We start from the raw sequence: 18,922 nt of genomic DNA, 5'->3' as shown, positions 1-18,922 counted from the left end.
TCATCGGACGATAGACCTTGTGATGCCTAAAAAATCCCCGCCCGAAGGGCGGAATATAATCTCGATTCACACCAGCGACTGTCTAAGAAAAAGAGGCCTCTGTCCATTTTCCGCTGAACCAGTACAGATCGTCAAAGGTGGACACCACATTTTGTGTGACATAATGGATTTGAGAATAGAGTAATTCTCTGACAACAGCAATTTATTTCACCCTTTAGAAACATACCTTTTGTTCAAGCCACATTTCACACGGACCTAAAACTACATTTCAGTTGTCTAAAAAAATATAGAAAATCACAATTTAGAATCAGGGGTGAATCATGGAAACGGCACAACAGATTAGAGAATTCCGACAGGCTTTAATTAACATGAATAACTCGGAATATTTTCAGGCTATTGGATGCCTCTTGATAATCCTGCTTGACACCCTCACCGTTGTAATATTTTAGCCCAGTTTTACGAGCTTCATCGGCTTGATCAGCCCTGACATCTTGCAAGCCGGTTAAAACGAATACCAGCAGTAATATCACAATCAGACAGCCTAAGCGCTTCACAGCAAATCTCCTTTGTCAATTGGCCTCTTCTGTTTTAATAATATTTCCGCTGCGATCCCGGATAATCCTTTGTCGGCCATCACGTTGCTCGGTTCGATTGATGTTCCCGTAGCGATCATGAACGGTGGTCCCGAATTTGAGTGTCTCGATCCGATGAGAAGCTTACCAATGGCAGCAGTGTGAAGATTAGAGCGGCGGCAATAACTTTCATTTCAATTCCCCGTAGTCCCTATGATATTGTCCAGCCAATGTTTCCGCCTGATGAGAGATGACTGATGATATAACAATGAACCGACTATTGAAATATTTATGTTAACGCTGTTGACAGCTTCACGCCAATGGCGTACCTTTCAGCCAAGGCTATTATGGAATTCATCGAAACCCCTATTTTCACAAAGGCGATCTTGGATCTATTACCGGACGACCAGTACCGAGCGTTGCAAGCCCATCTCACCAAATATCCAGACGCTGGAGTCATGATTCAGGATTCCGGAGGGCTTAGAAAGATAAGATGGGGTTCCAGGAAACAGGGTAAAAGAGGTGGCGTAAGGGTAATATATTGTTGGGCTCTAAGGGGAGACCTAATTTATATGATTTACGTTTACTCCAAAACCGATAAGGACGATCTTACTTCTGAACAACTGAAGTCTTTACGAAAAATTGCGAAAGCGGAGCTGTCATGAAGGAAGCAATGTTCCAGGAGCTTCTTGAAAGTATACATCAGGCCGGATCCATAATTCGTGGAGAGATGGAGCCATCGCGAGTCTTCACGGTAGAAAAGCCTGACGTTAAATCGATCAGATCCAAGCTGGGGGCCACCCAATCCGACTTTGCAACTATGCTTGGGATCAGTGTCCGTACCTTGGAAAACTGGGAACAAAAGCGTCGAACGCCCAGGGGCCCAGCCAGAGTATTGCTTCAGATAGCGGAAGATCACCCTGAAATTGTTTGGGACGTGGTCAAGCAAAAAAGAAAAAAACAAATAGGATGTTAGTTTATGTCCGTCTTTTTAAATCCTTGTCAGTGCGTCCCATCTGTTCCCTCCGGAGTTTAATAACTTGTCCCGGGTTTAGCGGTGGTCTTGGAGGATCAATCGGAACTTTTCGACATACCATTTGCCCCAAAATACTTTTTGGTCGAGCGACCGCCAACGCAACGTGGTAGGCGCCCAAACTAAATTGATTATCTGCTTGGTCGTTATTCCATGTCATTGCGAAGGTCAGATGACCGATATTAAGATTGATTTCTTGACTTATTAAGTCCCCTGAACTAACCTAATTTCAATCCAGAATACTGGAGGTGGATGGCGAACGCCATCGAGGCCCTGAAGGGCCTTTTTATTTATAGAAACTTTTTTCCGAATACCCTGTTTCCCTGACAATCATATTTCGTTTTGAAGGTGACGGCGGCGGTCGTAGGCCAGAGCCGTCACAGGTGGGTATGCAAGGCTATGGCTGAATCGCCCCAGAACAGCCATAAGGAATAATCCGTTAAACGAAGCTGCTGAAATGATGTTTGCCCCCGAACGTTATAAGACATCAATTCATTTTGTTTTTATGGCGAGGTCAACATGGTAAGGTTCGTTTCCGATTGCTGAGTTGGTTCAGAAGAACGAGTAAGAGAAGGGTTGAGTCTACTCTCCCAAAGTTTCTTGAGCCTGTCGTTCAAGCGCCTTTTTCATCCATGCGTTGAGGCTCAAACCTGACAGCGCTGCTGCGGTAGCCACCTCCCTATGAAGTTCCTGTCCTAGGCGGAGCTTAATTTCACCAGAGTAAGGCTTGTCAGGTTTCTTCCCTGTCTCGTTACATAGCTTTAGATAGATGTCCACAGAGTCTTTAAGCGCCTGCTCCAATTCCGTCACGGACTGGCCTTGGAATGTCACCACATCCCGGATGCCGACTACGTCACCATGAAACAGTTTGGCTTCAGGGTCAAAATCGAAAACTCCAACATACCCCTTGTACCTAAGTATATTCATCTGGACTCACTCCCGCGTTGATCAAGAAACGTCTTACACTTTTCACGGCCCCCTTGTCAGTTGTTGGTCGAGGGTGGGGCCTGTGAAATACGGCGTACACTTCGTTGAGTGTAACAGTTATTCTTGAGCCTTCCGCCTCTTTAATGGTAGCGCCTACAGCTATCAGCAGGTTTTCGATATCCTCCCATCGGATTCCTGATCGGACAGGGTGAAAGAAAACATCCTCCAGTGTTTGACGCTGTTTGCTATTCATGCTTTATGGTGTCACTTAAGAACACCATTGTCAAGTATCCTGAACATGAATTTAATTCTCCCAATTGATGGCTGTGGGTTCGCTCTTCTTGTATGAAAACACATTGTGGGACGCTGATAATGTTTGAAAAGAAGGCATTCAGCTCACCCCAGTTTTTGAAAACAAACATCGGAGAACAAGGAAAGTCATGTTGAACAGAGAAATACCATTTCCACCAAGACGCCGATGACAAAGTTTCCCAAGATGAAATGCTTGAAAACATTCTCAAAAAATACCGGTCAGCGTGGAAGAAACTAGCCAAGTTATAAAGTATCTGGAGTTCTCCGACCTCATAGAGATTCATCGTCGACATTTGAGTAGATCTGAAAGATATTACCAGCAAGAAAATTGTGAATGTGGCTCTTTCCATAGCCGAGAACAAAATGGCTTTTGATGAATTAATTCAGTGGATAGACCAGAGGATTATTTTTACAGATAAGTTTAAGTGATACCGTCACGCCATGCCTGGATCGAGGGATGTTTTCTTCGAGGTGGCGCTATTAACTACCAAAGCGAGCGGAACCCCGGGTTTTTCATGTTTCGCATCGGGTCTGTCGTGGATTCTATTGTCATTGATCACTTTGATTATATACTATCCCTTTGTAACCGGTTGTATAATAATATATAATAGTATCAATATATTAAGAGGGGTTACAGGGTGGTTACATGTTCCCATCAACCTGTGCGAATGCCCTGAAACAGCATAACAAGCTGTTATTATAGAGATAAATCGGGAAGTGGTTACAAAAAAAGGATGTGTAACCATTTGCAACCGAAGTGTAACCGTGTTTAACCCTCTGGAAACAAAGGGAAAAGAGAGGAAAGCGGTTACATATACGCAATAGACGCTCCAGGAGCAAGAACGAAATGTCCAGGTCGACCCACCGCCTGTCTGATTTTCCCTGTTTCACGCAGCCTCGATATTGTTCCTTTGATTGTTCCAGCTTTTAAGTCTGTTAGTTCCCCTATTTTAGAATGGCTGAGCGGCTTTGCCTGATTTTGAAGTACATCCAGGATTTTATCCGCTGCTTTTCGTGAATCTCGATCTTTAGCGCATCCCAACCACTTCCATGTAAAGGTATTAGGGTCCATTTCCAGTGCGGCTCTAATAGGTTCAACATCACGCCCGCTTATTGATAGAGTAGCCTCATTTTCATTGCGGTCGGACCTGTCCAACTTCCAAAGCTGATCTGCTGTCCCAGACAAACCATTGCTGCCTGAAACTGAGTTGTATTCGTCTCTGTGATCCCCTTTGTTTGTGTGGTGAACAACCAATATGCTTATATTTTTTTTAATCGCGAGTTGCTGGAAGCCTTCGAGTCGCTTAACATCCGAAATGTAGATGTCTTTGGTTGTCTTTTTCTCTAAAGACAATTTTCCTATTGTGTCTACGATCACAAGGTTCGTTTCTGGTTCCTTGTCTAAAAACCGTTCCAGGAGGTCAATAGCGTTAAACTCGCCAGTTGAGTTAATTTGCGCCCACTTGGTAAATAATTTCAGTCTATTCGAGTATTTGTCTGTCATTTTATCAATTCTGTATTGCAATCGTCGGTTGCCGTCTTCAAGAGCCAGATATAACACCACGCCGCATTGGGATTGAAATTCCCCAAAAAGTTTTGTTCCATTGCTGACAACTATTGATATGTCCAGGCAGAAGAGGCTTTTCCCCAGTTTAGGCGCGCCAACAAACAAGGTCAGGCCCTCTGGCAGGATCTTTTCCACGGTCCATTTCATAGGTGGAATATCGAGAGCCATAAGGTCGTCGCAACTGATTCCATGATTCGAGAAAAATTCATCAGCCTTCCCAGGAGAGAGTAGATTGTTTTTATCGCCTATCAGCGCAGGCGCCGGTGCGGTAACACGTACAGGGTCTGGTGTGACATTTTTATCCTTAGACCTGCACATGCTCCGAATTACTGAATCAGGTAGTAAATGCCGTGGGTGACAAATGCGCCTGTTTATCTGTTGCGCTGCCTTAAACAGCACTTCCCCGCTAATACCGATCTTCCGTAATTTATAAACTTCTTTCGACACGGCGTTATTTCGACCCTCGTCCGTTTTAAGTTTTTCGTTGGCGTCACCGTTACCATTGACAGGTTGTGGAGCCGGAGCGGTCTTCGCGTTTATAAACATATCAGCCCACGTTTTTGGAAGTGTCGCTATTGAGGTATTCGGGTCTACAAACTTGTATTTCCATCCTGAATAATGTGCGCTTCCGGGTCCGACAATGTAGCCTGTACCGTTACCGCGAAGATGTATATGGTCGTTCCAATGAGCCGGTGTTGAATTTGTAATCTTGGCGTCGGGATCAACCCCAAAAATTAAGTGACAACCTTTACCCGTTTGATTTGTCAGGGTTTTGGGTAATGTTCCGAGTCTACCCTGATCTTCCAGAAGGATCTTAGCGCCCTGATAGCTATCAACATCAATTGCAATAATCCCGTCGACGATAGCGATCCCTATGTTGCAGTTAGGGTTTTCGCCCCACCACGAGTCAATGTCGTCGAGTTTATTTGATGCGCTCTTGAATCCATTTGGAGCTAATTTGTGCGGATGTTTTCCAATGTGGCCGCATCCCCAGACATTGCAGTCGCATTTTCCCTTCGTGACGCCCCACAGGGGAAGGACACTAAACCCCCTTGCGAGAAGCGCTTCAGCAGCTAATTGTTTTTCCGAAAGCTCGCCTGTGGGAGACTCTAGCGATTTAACCTGTGGAGTCGACCCTATATTAGGCGAACAATTATAATCATATTCTCGTCTGAGATGGTCTTTCATAGATTTGTCTGTTACCTATTTTGCGGAAAATTCCGAATTTAAAACCTCTGAAAGTGGGTCTTTTCGTTTCTGCCTTTCTCACTCAAGACCCCGTTTGATATAGAGTAACCCAAAATATCTGTAATTTTCATCCGCTTCTTTGATTATTACAGGATAGGGCCTATCTATACCGGTTTGCGTGAAATGATTCCTTGGAGTGATAAAGATGAATATCCCAATGAGAACTGCTGGAACGGATTACAGGCTTCCAATGAATTCTTGTCGGGATACTTTTTCGAAACGGAGGGTGATTTCCTTAAATGGATCGCAGAACACTTTGCCCGCAAACCGGTTGAGTCGAATTGCCGGTAAACCTATGATTTCAAGTGTGGCGCCCCACGAATTGTCAGAATGAATCAAGAATTCAGACTCGATTTTTTCGAAAAAATGCCAAGCTCAGAAAGATATGGTTCTCAGGTGGCGAGTTTCATTTGACGTTTGTCGAAAACAGTGATCAGAGGGATAGACAATCGTGTGCAGATAGTATCCAGGACCTTATGCCACGTGTCGTCTTTGGAGTGGGTCTCCTCGATACGGGGGGAGTCGTAAACAACCGTTGTCACTTCCTTGTGGCTCCTCACATAATCTCCCAGTTTTTCGACGAAATCACCCTGGAGCATGTACATGTGGAAAGTGACTTCCTTATATCTTAGGAATTGGGTCAACTCCAGGATCTTGCCCGCGTCTGGAGACCAATTAGGAGCGTTTTTGGTACTTTTCTCTCCGAAAGTGGGGGGTGGTGTGATAAGCACGTCCATAATCGCTCCAATGCGCTTGCAAAGATTCACGGTATATTCAATTGCATTCGCGTTTGGAGAGTCCCTCTCAATTACCAACAACACAGTATGAGGTTTTGACTCCGGATTTAAGATTTCACGCGCCACCCCAAATTCACCGGCTTCGGCAAAGGCAGCAGCGCTCATGCTTTTCTCAAACGGATCTACAGGAGGTTGAGAGTTTCTGTAAACTCCCAATAGTTCTTCTTCAGCGCGGTCCATGTCTTCAGCTTCTGACGAATCTGAATTAAGAAATTTAATTGCGGTATCGGGCTCATCCGCTTCGGCAAAGGTTATCGCGTTGAGCATCGCCGTAATTTTGTCTTTTACTCTTTTCATAGCGCCCTCCGATCTGGCTACCGATTTAATACAAGATACGTGCCATATCTCAAATTATGTTGTTCAATTTGGGGATTCTTGAAAGATACCATTTACATTTGGCGTGTCAGACCAGTTGTAGCGCCTTGCTTCGCTGTGAACATTAATTCGTGGACAAGAGCCGGAAATAGTAGAATAATGATATTGTTGCAATAACGAAGTTTGTGTTGCAGTAAGCAACGAAAAGGTTCCGAAGTCTGACTACTGGTGAAGTAGCTTGGGCCGGAATCCTTTTACTGAAAGCGTTTTTATATCAGCGTCCGTGGCTTGGACCCGAAGATATATTTACGAATTGGGTGGCATGAATACCTGTTGGCGCAGTTAGGCGCCCATTTCTGACGACCCCGTTGCGATTTGCGACAAAAGGTAATCTTCTCTCAACGAACCACCTCAAAAAAGGTTTTCAAGGTAAACTCAATGTTGCCCGCTTCTTTGAGTCTAAGACACAAGGTCATACTAGGAGTAGCCGCTGTCTATCTGTTTATGGCATCGGTAATAATCGGCAGCTACTACTTCATGAAATCTCTTGAAGTCAAGATAAGTTATCTCGAAGAAGTTAGTAAGCTTGAAGAAGCCGCCTTAGAAATCAGAAGGTTCGAGAAAAACTATTTTCTTTATGGCGATGATCAGTCCCTGAAAACCGCCCTGTATCATCTGGCTAGAATCAACTCCTTGGTTGATAAGAATTTGGTGAAGATTGAGGAACTTATCAGCCCAAGGGAGACTGAGCAATTCAGGGATTCTCTAAAGGCTTATGAGAACTTGCTGACTGGATGTTTCGATTTGGCAGGTAAAGGACAATGTGTAGACTCTCCTGAGACCAAGGCGGATTATGAAAGCAATTTGAGAAAGGTCGGCGGGTCCATTTTGACTATTGCCGAGAAGTTAGCCGCCCGGAAGAGACAGTCGATTCGGGAAACGATGAACGTTACTCTGAAACTACTGCTTTTGGGGCTAACCGTCGCGGGGTTTGGTTTTGTGGCGATTGGTGGCTTTTTTCTCGCCAAGGTCAACAGGTCTCTAAAATTGCTCGAAAAGGGCGCCGAAGACGTAGCTAAAGGTGAATTCGAGCCGATTGAAAATTTGCCGCCTGAAAAGGAGATCCGTGAAATATTTACGTCTTTCAACAGTATGGCCTTGCGTTTGAGAGAGAGGGAGGAACAGCTTGTCCAATCTAAGAAACTTGCCTCACTCGGGACAATGCTTGCAGGCGTGGCCCACGAGATAAACAATCCTTTATCAAACATTTCTTCTTCCTGTGAAATTTTGCTCGAAGAACTGGATGAAGGGGATCGTGAATTCCAGAGAAACCTGTTAAGGAAAGTTCTGGATCAAGTAGAAAGGGCCAGATCTATTGTTTTGAATTTGTTGGAATTTTCGCGGAGTAAAGAATTTACGCTCGAAAATCTGAACCTAAAGACACTCATTGAGAAAGCTCTTGCTCTGGTCCAGGGACACAAGCCCCCCAATGTTCAGGTAACCACCAATATAGATCCCAAGGTTCGGATAATGGCCGACAGGCAGAGAATCGAACAGGCCATTATGAATCTGGTATCAAACGCTTTTCAGGCTATTCAAGGTGAGGGTGAAGTAAGAATAAGAGCATTTACCTCAAATGATGGGAAAGTCAAGATACGCATCAGAGATACTGGCAAAGGCATATCTCATGAGAATCTTCCCAAGGTTTTTGACCCCTTTTTCACGACGAAAGACGTTGGGAAGGGTACTGGATTAGGACTTTTTATTACACACGACATAATTCTCAGGCATAAAGGGACTATCCGGGTAGAAAGCTCCCCGGGTACAGGAACTGTCTTTTTTATTTCTCTTCCAGCCGCGGAGCCCGTAGAATGCACAATCCCCCGAGAATCCTCATAATAGACGATGAGGAACTGGCGCTTTCTAACTTGGAACATATCCTCAAGAAGCAGGGTTACGAAATTGTCACTGCCGACAGCGGGCCCAAAGGTCTTAACGCTGTCCGAACAGATACTTTTGATGTGGTTCTTACCGATCTTAAAATGGAGAAAGTGGACGGCATGCAGATCTTGGATGAATGCCGTAAGAAACATCCTCATGTAGAAGTCATAATGATTACCGGGTACGCCACTGTCGATTCGGCGATCGACGCGATGAAAAAGGGAGCCTATCACTATGTGTCAAAACCCTATCGGATAGACTCGGCTCGTAAAATAGTCGCTGAGGCCATAGAAAAAATTCGATTGCGAGAAGAGAACCTGCATCTTAAACAGGAACTTAAGAAATTGCAGGAAATAGGGCAGGTCAAGATAATCACCAAAGATCCCGCAATGTTGAAGATCCTGGAAACCGCCAGACAGGTAGCTCCGACTGATTGCAATGTTTTAATAACTGGTGAATCGGGAACGGGAAAAGAGTTGATGGCCCGCTTTGTCCATGAACACAGTTCAAGAAGTTCATCCACCTTGATGGCGGTCAATTGTGGGACATTCAATGAAGAGTTGCTGACTAACGAACTTTTCGGTCATGAAAAGGGAGCGTTTACCGGCGCCCATATCAGTAAACCCGGTTTGATCGAAATGGCGAATGGAGGAACCTTATTTCTCGACGAAATTACCGAGATGTCCACCAACATGCAGGCAAAGCTGCTAAGGGTAATACAGGAAAGGCAACTTATGAGGGTAGGTGGAACGTCTGTCATCAATGTGGATGTCCGCATTATCGCGGCTACAAATAGAAACATCCAGGACGCCGTCCTTTCCAAAGAATTTAGAAAGGACCTTTATTACCGTCTGAACGTCGTGTCGCTGGACCTGCCTCCATTGGCGGCCCGTAAGAATGATATACCGTTACTTGCCCAGTTTTTCCTGGAGAAGCATTCAAAGTTGATGCGACGTGATGTGCCGACGTTGTCCAAAGAGGTTCTTGAAACCTTGAGGAATTATGATTTCCCAGGCAATGTCCGTGAGCTTGAAAATATCATAGAACGAGGAATCGCCTTATCAACTGAAGGGGTGATTGATGAAAAACACCTCCCTGACGATATAAGAGATTTCCAGATTACAACCTACAGGCGTAAGGACGGCGCTTTTCCAACACTTGAAGAGCAGGAGATAAGATATATAAAACAGGTGCTGGTGGAGAGCGGAGGAAACAAAACTCTGGCTGCCGAGACCCTCGGAATCGACAGGGTATCTCTTTGGCGTAAGATAAAGAGATACGGCCTTGAGTAAAGATCTCAATGGGCCGGGTTCACTAGATGTTCTTTTGTGAGTGAATTAGGATTTTGTGACAAGGACGGGGCAGGGCGCATGCCCAAGGACTCTTTCCGCTACACTTCCCATGAGTAGCCTTTTCAGGCCGGTTCTTCCGTGCGATCCTATTATTATCATACCGACTTTTTTGTCCATGGCCACCTGATTTATGCATTCAGCCGGTTCCCCTTCTCGCAGTAATAGATCAATGGGAACATTTGATTCTTGAGACTGAGATCCGGTCCTAAATTGATCCAGAACTTGCCTGGCTTCTTTCAACATTCGATCAGCAAGCTCGGGGTCAAGGCCATAAAGGTGGGACGGAATGTTCGCGACGGATAATACAAAAAGAGCGGATCCGTAAGATTCTCTCAACTGGAATGCGACTGACGCCGCCCTTTCGGCTGAACGCGAACCGTCCACTGCGACAAGGATTCGGTCGAGGTTAATCTCTGACTTCGACGGAACAGCGAGAACGTCAACTTCGCTAAATCCAATTACCCTGGCGGCTATACTTCCCATGAGCAAGGTCTTGGCCGGATTTCTCCCTCTTAGGCCCACTACTATCAAGTCACTGTGGGTTTCATCCGCTGTTTCGACTATTTTGTCGGGAGGCTCTCCGACTTCAAGGATTGTCCGCGCCGGAACACCATAAGGCTCAGAAATTTCAAGCGCCTCATCCAGAGCTTTCCGGTGAGGCGCTATTATCATATCATTCACGTGTTGACGGACACCTACAAGGCTTAATTCTCCTGCGTGGGGTGGCGCCACCGAAATAATCTTGATGGCGCCTTTTTCCGCCCTTGCGAGTGAGGTCGCCTGGCGGAGAGCATGGAATCCGGATTCTGATCCATCAACCGCTACCAGTATTTTCTTAAACATGTTCGTATGATTCTGATGTTTGGGCGGCGAACTGCGCCCGTCTTCCTTTGAGCATGCTGCCGAGAATTATCACGGCTCCGATTGCCAAGGCCAAACACATTGTCGCGAAACTCACCATGTCTAGGATGTTTAATACTCCCTTATCGGTAGACATCATACCCAGTTGTGTCAAATATCGTGGAATCGCTAAAGCCCTGCTAACTGCGACGACTAGCATTATGGTTCCCATAACCACTTTTATCATGTGCTCTTTGACATAAGTGGTACCTATAGCTCCAAGCTGAACACCTATAAGCGAACCAGCAAGAATTATGAGAGTAAGCCTTATGTCGACCATTCCGGCCATCGCCCACTTTACCGTTCCGCCAAACCCCATTATGAACGCAATGACCAACTCGGAAGCTGATGATATTAGTCCGGAAGCCCCGACAACATAAATCATACCGGGAACCCCTATGAAGCCACCAACCGCAATAGTGGCCGCCAGCATGCCGGTCATAAGGCCGACCGGAATGGTGAACCACAACGATATTGTTAAGTTAGCGGTCTTGAAGTGGATCATTGGTGGGAGATTTATGGCCTGAAGGCGTTTGGCGAACTTCGGTACGGGGTCTGCACCTTCTGAAGAAGAAGTCTTCCAGGCGTCGTAGAAAACATAGCCGCCCACGACAATGAGCACCAATACGAATGACAGGCTTACGTAGAGATTGGAACCAGACTCTCCCCATTTGGAAAGAACATATTCCTGAATTTTAATGCCTATCTGAACTCCGACCGTAGCGGAGACCGCCATTACAACTCCAAGTTTAAGATCTACCTGTCCGTACTTATACCGCTTGTACGCTCCGACCATGGCCTTGGGAAATTTATGACACATGTTGGTCGCCACAGCTACTGCGCCCGGTACCCCAAGACTCATCATGGCGGGAGTCAAAACAAAGGCTCCGCCGGATCCGATAAATCCGCTCACCAAGCCTCCGATGAAGCCAACTATGAATAAATACGACACATTCATCCAAGTAAGATCTATGAATTTTGCGGCGTCTAGGACGTGATCGGTCATTTCCAACTCCTTTCAGTCAAACTGTATTAACAGGTCCAACTAAGCGTTCATTCTTAAACGGGCTCGTGGTCTCCGAGTCGCTCGAGGCGCAGAAACTGCCGGTCGCTTAGCTGTTTGTGTCGTAATGGCGTCAATGCCTACAGCAGACCACAAGTTGCTTGAAAATGCCCCATGAGCGAACGAGAACACGAACACTGTCGCGATAGGCAATGCCGCATAAATACCGCCACGAGCAAACAGTTCGGTTACGGGATTGGCGAACGAGAAAACAGCTGCGTATAAAGCTGCGGTTATAGCCCCGTACATTAGGGTCCGTACAATAATCTTTTTCTTCTTTACTTCAGTCTTTGCCGCCATATTTCTACTCCTGATATTCCTAAACGTTATTCCTGATCAACGACATTCGTCGGTGCAGCCTTGTTCAAATCTGCAGGAACGCAGAATTATGCCCTGAGTGATCGTTCCCTCGTTCTTGGTCTGGGCCGATCCTTCTTGTCAGTGTCCCTTGCCGCCGGTCTTTTTTCAGAGTCCTGGAGAATACCGCTGGCCATCTGCCATTCGCCCTCTTCTGCGAAAGCTACGGCCGCCGCCATTCTTTCGAGTTTTTGTAGCCAAGTTCTCATCTTATTTCCTCCATTCAGGCTGAAATTTTGCCTTGTGACTTCTCTCTATCAAGATATGTGCCACTATTGTGAATACATATAAGTAACTGAAGTATCACTGCAAAATGGAACAATGCCTTTCGATGAGCGATTCATGGTGCGTTGCGATTCGCAACTATAAAGCCTCGAATAGTGGACTAACCAGGATATCAGCTAATGGAAGCCATATTTCGGGGTAATCATGACTGTTGCGCTGTGCAACAGACCTGCTGTCTCGCAACAAATTGCCGAATGTTGGGCGCGCTTATGAAAAGACGCTATTAGATTCGCTTCTTATTGAGTTGTCGTTGCCGGTCCGCCGCATTGCGGCTATAATGCAACACTCGACAAAATCAGTTAGCTGCAGGGAATGGTGAAACATGGGGTTTTTCAAGAAGAATCAGGAAGAACGAACTTCTGTTCCCCAAGAATTGATAGATTTGAGAAATACTCTTGAGTCAGCCCGTTTGCCGGAGAAAGTTGCGTCAGTAGCTATAAAAGAACTGGAACGGCTCGAGAAAACTGATCCATCCGCGGCCGAATTTGCCATCGGTCACAATTATATTGAATATCTAATCGCTTTACCCTGGAACATATACACTGACGATAATCTGGATCTAACGCGGGCTCGGGCCATATTGGAACGTCAACATTACGGTCTTCAGGTGGCCAAAGAACGTGTTCTGGAATTTCTCGCCGTTCGAACTCTTAGGAATAGAAAGGGTTTCAGGATACTGGTCGTTGATGACGAAGAGATGGCGCGGCAGAATATAGAGAGAGTGATTGTAAGGGAGGGACATACAGTTTGGACAGCCTCAAACGGAGTGGAAGCGTTTGAGAGAGTTAAGGTCCAGGAGTTTGACCTTATCATTACTGATCTGAAAATGGACAAGATGGACGGGATTCAGCTTGTGGAGAATATCAAGAAGGCGGCGCCCCGGACAGAAATCATGCTTGTTACCGGGCATGCCACCGTTGATTCCGCTGTTGACGCGTTTACTAAAGGAGCGGCATACTATTTGCCTAAGCCTTACAAGTTGGATGACCTAAGGGGCGCGGTCAAGAGAATCCTGGAAAAGAAACTGCACGCCCAGATAACGCGAGGTCCCGTATTATGTTTCGCCGGTCCTCCCGGAACTGGAAAAACATCTATCGGTCAGGCCATAGCCGAAGCTATGGAACGCAAATTCGCCAGAATATCAATGGCGGGCCTTCGAGATGAAGCTGAACTGAGGGGGCACCGCAGGACATATGTGGGGGCTATGCCCGGACGTATAATTGGCGAAATAAGAAATTTGGGGCTGAAAAATCCTGTTTTTATGCTCGACGAGATAGACAAGATCGGGCAGGATTTCCGTGGAGATCCTGCCTCCGCGCTTCTCGAAATTCTCGACCCTGAGCAGAATCGCAATTTCAGAGACCATTACCTGGATGTGCCTTTTGATCTGTCGTCGGTGATGTTCATAGCCACGGCCAACGTCGTGGAAAATTTACCGGCTGCGCTTCTGGACCGATTAGAGGTCATCACTTTCTCAGGCTATACAGAACACGAGAAAATGCGTATCGCTCACGACTACTTGATACCGAGACAACTTAACGATTCGGGACTGGCCGGACAAGAGACACAATTCACTGATGAGGCTGTTTCCTTGATCATCGGGGATTATACCAGGGAGGCCGGACTGCGCAATCTGGAGCGCGAAATAGCGAATGTGTGCAGGAAGTTGGCATTGATTTATCTTCAGGAAGGAAAAGATCGTCTCCCGTCTAAAGTTGATGAACCAATGATTCCCCAATTTCTTGGACCGAGACGCTACCGGCACGAAGCCGCTGAGGCCGCCAATCAGGTTGGGGTTACCACAGGCCTGGTATGGACGGAATTCGGAGGAGAAATCATTTTTGTAGAAGCGGCCAAGATGAAGGGGACTCAACAGTTGATACTTACCGGATCCCTGGGAGACATTCTACGGGAGTCCGCACAGACGGCTCTAAGCTATGTCCGCAGTAATGCTGAAACCTTCGACATTGATCCCGACTTTTTTTCTCAGACGGATATCCATATCCACATTCCGGCAGGAGCGATACCCAAAGATGGCCCTTCGGCGGGAGTCACTATTGCGTGTGCGCTTATATCACTGCTAACGGGTCGTCCGGCAAGACGCAATGTAGCTCTAAGCGGAGAAATAACATTGAGCGGAAGGATACTCCCTGTCAGCGGCATCAGAGAGAAGAGTCTGGCCGCTCAAAGGGCTGGAGTAAATACAGTTGTGTTCCCAGAATCAAATAGCGCGGACATTGAAAACCTTCCGGATCAAGTGAAGAACGGATTAGAGTTTGCCCTGGCGGCGGACATCCCCGGCATTATTAAAGTTGTTCTGGATCCGATTCAGGAACCGAAGGTATATGACACAGGCTCCTTAATCAAATGACCAGTCGGTCCAATCTCGTTCCCTCATCATTGACCGTTTCCACCCTTCCAGACGCGGAAAGACGTGAGGAAGCATGTGCAACGCGTAATAGGGCTTGATAATCGGCAGACCGATTAAGTCCCCAAAAAAAATCAGCGTCATCAAATTGTCCAGAGCCGCCTTTTGCTTCAGCGCCGTCACGGAATGCTCATACCCGGTAAATCCCAGGAGGAACTCTCTCATGGATTTCAGTATTCCAGCGCCTTGATCCTTAGGTTTGTCCCGCATTTTACTTCTCCTGTTGAATAGTCAATCCACGTTGTTCATAAACAATAATGTAAGACGAGTCACAATTTATAAAAATATCTACCTATGGGCCAAAACTATTTCTGTCATCTATACGGGTATTGAGCTGGCTTATGGGCTCCAGATATTGTTAACCTGCCTGATCCAAGCTATACTATTTTCATTGATATGAAACTCAGATAGCGCTCGATAGGCGACCATAATCCGATTTGGTCACATTGTTGTAGAGGACAAGTCATGAGTTCATCCGTCCTGATCGGAATCACAGGTGGAATAGCGGCTTATAAAACTCCACTTTTAGTACGTCTAATGGTCAAGGCGGGCATGAATGTGCACGTTGTCATGACCCGAGCGGCGACAGAATTTGTTACGCCTATGACTCTCGCCACTTTAAGTGGCAATCCTGTACGCATGGACATGTGGGGAGAGCGTGACAGACCGGCGGTAGAGCATATTACTTTGGCCGACTCCGCCAGGATGGCCGTCATTACTCCAGCGACCGCTAACTTCATAGGCAAATTGGCCAATGGTATCGCCGATGACATGCTGACTACCGTAATGATGGCTTTTAACAAGCCTGTACTGATCTGCCCGGCGATGAACATAAACATGTATAATAATCCCATCCTCAGAGCCAATCTGGAACGCTTGATCACCTTCGGTTACCATGTGATGGCCCCTGAAAAAGGAGATCTGGCATGTGGCTGGACAGGGGAAGGGCGAATGCCCGAGCCTGAAGACATATTCCGGGAAGTCGAACGCAGACTGGCTCCACGCGACATGGACGGATTACGAGTATTAGTCACCGCTGGTCCTACGGAGGAACCTCTTGACCCTGTTCGGTTCCTCACAAATCGTTCTTCGGGTAAGATGGGCGTGGCTATAGCCCGGCGGGCTCTTGCGCGAGGAGCCAAGGTGTCTCTGGTTTCAGGACCGTTGAAGGTCACTGCGCCCTTGGGGGTAGATCACATTCAGGTGAGAACCGCTTCAGAAATGATGGAAAAGGTCCTTGGGTTATTTAATGAATCTGACATGGTGTTCAAAGCCGCTGCCGTAGCAGATTTCAGGCCTGAGTTTGTTCACCGGGAAAAAATGAAGAAAGGTGATTTGGAACCTACCATGAACCTTATTCGTAATCCTGACATCCTAGCCGCTCTTGGGGGCAAGAAATGGCCGGATCAGGTGCTGGTAGGCTTCGCCGCTGAGACCATTGATCCGATTGAAAACGCAAGGATCAAACTCAAGAAGAAGAACGTGGATATGCTCGTCCTCAACGACGTCAGCCAGCCGGGAGCAGGGTTTGATTGCGACACAAACATAGTTCGACTATTATTTCGGACGGGAGAGGACGAACAGCTCTCTCTCATGTCCAAGGAAGATGTCGCTGATCAGATTCTCAACCGGGCCATCGAAATAAGGGCCAACAGCCGCAGACGTTAATCGGGTGGCTGATATTGGCAATTGGGAGTCTGACCACTGCGGATTTTGGATGGATTCGGAGACAGAGCTTGACTGGCATTCCTGAAGACAGCCTTTTGGAAATTCGAGATCATATTCGTTATCTGTTGAATACCGGTTATTCCGAAATGGCTTTGCCTTTGCGCCAGGATCTCCATGATCCAGACTCGGCTCGTCTTCTGGCTTCTATCCGTACGGAAATCGGGGATTGCCACAGGTGTCCTCTTAGTAAAGGGAGAACCAATCTAGTTTTTGGTGAAGGGGCGCCGATCGCTAGATTAATGTTAATAGGCGAAGGTCCTGGAGCCGAAGAAGACCGCGAAGGCAGGCCATTTGTAGGCAGGGCCGGACAATTGCTGACGCGTATGATTAAGGCCATGGGGCTGGACAGATCCGAGGTTTATATAGCGAATGTTGTAAAATGCCGCCCGCCTGGCAATCGTGACCCTGAACAATTGGAAATTGAAACGTGTTTTCCCTTTTTACAGGCGCAGATAGATGCAATTTCCCCTGAGGTGATTGTGGGGCTGGGTAGAGTAGCCGTTTCTACCTTGCTGGGAAGGAAGATTTCCATGATGCGAATACGTGGAAACTTACAGGATGTTAATGGTATTCCACTGATGCCTACATATCACCCGGCCTTCCTTCTCAGAAAAGAACCTGATCGTAAGTGGAAGGCCGAAGCATGGGAAGACCTAAAGAAGGTCATGGCTCTGTTGGATTTACACGCTGACGGTCATGGAGACTAAAGATGAGACATGAATCAATCCGTATGGCAGCCACAATAGCATCATTGGTTTGCTGTCTGCTCTTGCTGCTAGGCTCTCCCGCGTTGTGTGACACTGAAAACCTACAGAACAAAAGAGTTGTCTATTTACTAGACATTGATGGCACGATAAACCCTGCTTTAGCCGATTACATTACCAAAGGAATTCAAAAGGCTGAGGAAAGTAAGGCTGAATGCGTGATCATAAGGATGGATACACCTGGAGGAGTACTCAGCACCACCAAGACAATTATCAAAGAAATGGTCAACGCAAAGATCCCCGTAGTAGTGTATGTAGCTCCCAGCGGCTCGAGCGCAGCGTCGGCCGGGGCACTGATAACCGTATGCGCTGATGTGGCCGCCATGGCCCCGGGGACTAATATAGGAGCTGCTCATCCTGTCAGTGGCGGAGGACAGGAGATTGATTCAACCATGTCCGAAAAAATTATGAACGACATGACCGCCTATATTCGTGGGATAGTGGCGCAAAAAGGTCGAAACTCGGAATGGCCGGAAAAAGCCATCCGGGAAAGTGTTTCCATAACGGCCCAGGAAGCTCTAGACCTAAAAGTTATCGATTTGATAGCCGATTCCGTCCCGGAATTGCTGGTGAAATTGAATGGCCGAAAAGTGGACAAGGATAAGGTCCAATACATTTTAGATACTAAAGGAGCCAGGATCGAAAGAATTGTCCCCGGATTAAGATTCAAAATTCTGGATGTGATCGCAAATCCCAACATAGCGTACATTCTCATGATGGTAGGTGGACTGGGCATTATGATGGAGCTTTACAACCCTGGGCTGATATTCCCAGGTGTTGTAGGAGGAATTTGTTTATTGCTGTCCTTTTTCGCTCTGCAGGTCCTACCCGTAAATTATGTAGGAATTCTCCTGATACTCCTGTCGATCATTCTATTCATACTGGAACTCAAGGTTCAGTCCATGGGGTTGTTGTCTTTAGGGGCCGTAATAAGTCTAACGTTAGGGTCAGTTATGCTTTTTGATTCCACAGAAACAGCGATGCGGGTTTCCTGGTCGGTAATTATTCCCACCGTTGCGGCGGTTTCGGCGTTCTTCATAGTCGTGTTAGGGCTCGTAGTCAGGGCGTGGATGAAGAAGCCAAGAACCGGAGAGCAAGGCTTACTAGGGGAAATTGGAGTAGCTATTTCGGATATAGATCCATTTGGAAAGGTCGCTGTACACGGCGAATACTGGAACGCTCGCTCTGAAACACGCATACCCAAGGGCGAAAAAGTTGTCGTCACAAAAGCGCAAAATCTGGAGATCAACGTTTCAAGATACACCGGACAATAAAAATTATGTTCAACTCTCCAGGAATTAAGTCCATATTTCCGTTACGCAACTCAACTTCA

Annotated in this window: 19 protein-coding genes; 9 read left to right on the top strand and 10 right to left on the bottom strand. The window is 46.6% G+C overall.

All coding sequences use genetic code 11. The annotated features are described in order from the left end of the window. A partial coding sequence (locus WC647_18450; protein ID MFA6224285.1) for a hypothetical protein occupies positions 1–184 on the top strand: 184 nt, incomplete at its 5' end. A gap of 175 nt (positions 185–359) precedes the next feature. Here the strand turns inward: WC647_18450 and WC647_18445 are convergent. Next, positions 360–554, bottom strand: a complete 195-nt coding sequence (locus WC647_18445; GenBank protein MFA6224284.1) for a hypothetical protein — start codon at positions 552–554, stop codon at positions 360–362. 338 nt (positions 555–892) lie between these two features. Here WC647_18445 and WC647_18440 point away from each other — a divergent pair, with 338 nt between their 5' ends. Together WC647_18440 and nadS are read left to right on the top strand one after the other, a co-directional pair. Beyond that, entirely contained in the window at positions 893–1,237 is a 345-nt protein-coding gene (locus WC647_18440; protein MFA6224283.1) for a type II toxin-antitoxin system RelE/ParE family toxin, read from the top strand. Continuing rightward, entirely contained in the window at positions 1,234–1,548 is a 315-nt protein-coding gene (nadS, locus tag WC647_18435) for a NadS family protein (protein ID MFA6224282.1), read from the top strand. The genes WC647_18440 and nadS overlap by 4 nt, the downstream gene beginning before the upstream one ends. A gap of 639 nt (positions 1,549–2,187) precedes the next feature. Here the strand turns inward: nadS and WC647_18430 are convergent. From WC647_18430 to WC647_18415, 4 genes are all read right to left on the bottom strand, one after another. Continuing rightward, the gene (locus WC647_18430; protein ID MFA6224281.1) at positions 2,188–2,532 is read right to left on the bottom strand and encodes a type II toxin-antitoxin system HicB family antitoxin; all 345 of its coding nucleotides are present in this window, start codon (positions 2,530–2,532) and stop codon (positions 2,188–2,190) included. After that, positions 2,519–2,785, bottom strand: a complete 267-nt coding sequence (locus tag WC647_18425; protein MFA6224280.1) for a type II toxin-antitoxin system HicA family toxin — start codon at positions 2,783–2,785, stop codon at positions 2,519–2,521. Before WC647_18425 ends, WC647_18430 begins: the two co-directional genes overlap by 14 nt. A gap of 867 nt (positions 2,786–3,652) precedes the next feature. Then, positions 3,653–5,599: a bifunctional DNA primase/polymerase gene (locus WC647_18420; GenBank protein ID MFA6224279.1), complete on the bottom strand. Its 1,947-nt coding sequence runs from the start codon at positions 5,597–5,599 to the stop codon at positions 3,653–3,655. Between the two features lie 452 nt (positions 5,600–6,051). Next, the gene (locus WC647_18415) at positions 6,052–6,753 is read right to left on the bottom strand and encodes a hypothetical protein (GenBank protein ID MFA6224278.1); all 702 of its coding nucleotides are present in this window, start codon (positions 6,751–6,753) and stop codon (positions 6,052–6,054) included. Between the two features lie 456 nt (positions 6,754–7,209). Between WC647_18415 and WC647_18410 the strand changes: the two genes are divergently transcribed. Together WC647_18410 and WC647_18405 are read left to right on the top strand one after the other, a co-directional pair. Beyond that, positions 7,210–8,670 (top strand): ATP-binding protein, encoded by a 1,461-nt coding sequence (locus WC647_18410; protein ID MFA6224277.1) that lies wholly within the window; start codon positions 7,210–7,212, stop codon positions 8,668–8,670. Continuing rightward, positions 8,643–10,004 carry a sigma-54 dependent transcriptional regulator gene (locus tag WC647_18405; protein MFA6224276.1) on the top strand — a complete coding sequence of 454 codons (1,362 nt, stop codon included), beginning with the start codon at positions 8,643–8,645 and terminating at the stop codon, positions 10,002–10,004. Before WC647_18410 ends, WC647_18405 begins: the two co-directional genes overlap by 28 nt. 45 nt (positions 10,005–10,049) lie before the next feature. Here the strand turns inward: WC647_18405 and WC647_18400 are convergent, their stop codons facing one another. From WC647_18400 to WC647_18385, 4 genes are all read right to left on the bottom strand, one after another. Continuing rightward, positions 10,050–10,907 (bottom strand): universal stress protein, encoded by an 858-nt coding sequence (locus tag WC647_18400; GenBank protein ID MFA6224275.1) that lies wholly within the window; start codon positions 10,905–10,907, stop codon positions 10,050–10,052. Then, on the bottom strand, positions 10,900–11,970 hold the full coding sequence (locus WC647_18395; protein ID MFA6224274.1) for a sulfite exporter TauE/SafE family protein: 1,071 nt from the start codon (positions 11,968–11,970) through the stop codon (positions 10,900–10,902). Before WC647_18395 ends, WC647_18400 begins: the two co-directional genes overlap by 8 nt. A gap of 39 nt (positions 11,971–12,009) precedes the next feature. Beyond that, the gene (locus WC647_18390) at positions 12,010–12,327 is read right to left on the bottom strand and encodes a hypothetical protein (protein MFA6224273.1); all 318 of its coding nucleotides are present in this window, start codon (positions 12,325–12,327) and stop codon (positions 12,010–12,012) included. 86 nt (positions 12,328–12,413) lie between these two features. Then, positions 12,414–12,593: a hypothetical protein gene (locus WC647_18385; GenBank protein MFA6224272.1), complete on the bottom strand. Its 180-nt coding sequence runs from the start codon at positions 12,591–12,593 to the stop codon at positions 12,414–12,416. A gap of 398 nt (positions 12,594–12,991) precedes the next feature. On the opposite strand from WC647_18385, the gene lon reads away from it, so the two are divergent. Beyond that, positions 12,992–15,040 (top strand): endopeptidase La, encoded by a 2,049-nt coding sequence (lon, locus tag WC647_18380; protein MFA6224271.1) that lies wholly within the window; start codon positions 12,992–12,994, stop codon positions 15,038–15,040. Here lon and WC647_18375 read toward each other — a convergent pair. Continuing rightward, on the bottom strand, positions 15,029–15,307 hold the full coding sequence (locus tag WC647_18375) for a hypothetical protein (GenBank protein MFA6224270.1): 279 nt from the start codon (positions 15,305–15,307) through the stop codon (positions 15,029–15,031). The two genes, lon and WC647_18375, sit on opposite strands and share 12 nt — an antisense overlap. A 255-nt stretch (positions 15,308–15,562) precedes the next feature. Here WC647_18375 and coaBC point away from each other — a divergent pair, with 255 nt between their 5' ends. The 3 genes from coaBC to WC647_18360 all read left to right on the top strand — a co-directional run bounded on the left by coaBC (position 15,563) and on the right by WC647_18360 (position 18,863). Then, the gene (gene coaBC / locus WC647_18370) at positions 15,563–16,765 is read left to right on the top strand and encodes a bifunctional phosphopantothenoylcysteine decarboxylase/phosphopantothenate--cysteine ligase CoaBC (protein MFA6224269.1); all 1,203 of its coding nucleotides are present in this window, start codon (positions 15,563–15,565) and stop codon (positions 16,763–16,765) included. 68 nt (positions 16,766–16,833) lie between these two features. Then, positions 16,834–17,532, top strand: a complete 699-nt coding sequence (locus WC647_18365) for a uracil-DNA glycosylase (protein ID MFA6224268.1) — start codon at positions 16,834–16,836, stop codon at positions 17,530–17,532. A gap of 2 nt (positions 17,533–17,534) precedes the next feature. Then, a complete protein-coding gene (locus WC647_18360) occupies positions 17,535–18,863 on the top strand; it encodes a nodulation protein NfeD (GenBank protein ID MFA6224267.1) in 1,329 nt (442 codons plus the stop codon). Positions 18,864–18,922 lie beyond the last annotated feature (59 nt).

Source organism: Desulfomonilaceae bacterium (assembly GCA_041662605.1).
Lineage (GTDB): Bacteria > Desulfobacterota > Desulfomonilia > Desulfomonilales > Desulfomonilaceae > CAJBEZ01.
This window is presented reverse-complemented; position numbering and strand designations above follow the sequence as displayed.

Coding starts and splice junctions, on each gene's coding strand:
- coaBC (MFA6224269.1), top strand. CDS start 15,563: ATGAGTTCATCCGTCCTGATCGGAATCACAGGTGGAATAGCGGCTTAT.
- WC647_18400 (MFA6224275.1), bottom strand. CDS start 10,907: ATGTTTAAGAAAATACTGGTAGCGGTTGATGGATCAGAATCCGGATTC.
- WC647_18430 (MFA6224281.1), bottom strand. CDS start 2,532: ATGAATATACTTAGGTACAAGGGGTATGTTGGAGTTTTCGATTTTGAC.
- lon (MFA6224271.1), top strand. CDS start 12,992: ATGGGGTTTTTCAAGAAGAATCAGGAAGAACGAACTTCTGTTCCCCAA.
- WC647_18420 (MFA6224279.1), bottom strand. CDS start 5,599: ATGAAAGACCATCTCAGACGAGAATATGATTATAATTGTTCGCCTAAT.
- WC647_18415 (MFA6224278.1), bottom strand. CDS start 6,753: ATGAAAAGAGTAAAAGACAAAATTACGGCGATGCTCAACGCGATAACC.
- WC647_18410 (MFA6224277.1), top strand. CDS start 7,210: ATGTTGCCCGCTTCTTTGAGTCTAAGACACAAGGTCATACTAGGAGTA.
- WC647_18405 (MFA6224276.1), top strand. CDS start 8,643: ATGCACAATCCCCCGAGAATCCTCATAATAGACGATGAGGAACTGGCG.
- WC647_18440 (MFA6224283.1), top strand. CDS start 893: ATGGCGTACCTTTCAGCCAAGGCTATTATGGAATTCATCGAAACCCCT.
- WC647_18385 (MFA6224272.1), bottom strand. CDS start 12,593: ATGAGAACTTGGCTACAAAAACTCGAAAGAATGGCGGCGGCCGTAGCT.
- WC647_18425 (MFA6224280.1), bottom strand. CDS start 2,785: ATGAATAGCAAACAGCGTCAAACACTGGAGGATGTTTTCTTTCACCCT.
- WC647_18390 (MFA6224273.1), bottom strand. CDS start 12,327: ATGGCGGCAAAGACTGAAGTAAAGAAGAAAAAGATTATTGTACGGACC.
- nadS (MFA6224282.1), top strand. CDS start 1,234: ATGAAGGAAGCAATGTTCCAGGAGCTTCTTGAAAGTATACATCAGGCC.
- WC647_18395 (MFA6224274.1), bottom strand. CDS start 11,970: ATGACCGATCACGTCCTAGACGCCGCAAAATTCATAGATCTTACTTGG.
- WC647_18375 (MFA6224270.1), bottom strand. CDS start 15,307: ATGCGGGACAAACCTAAGGATCAAGGCGCTGGAATACTGAAATCCATG.
- WC647_18360 (MFA6224267.1), top strand. CDS start 17,535: ATGAGACATGAATCAATCCGTATGGCAGCCACAATAGCATCATTGGTT.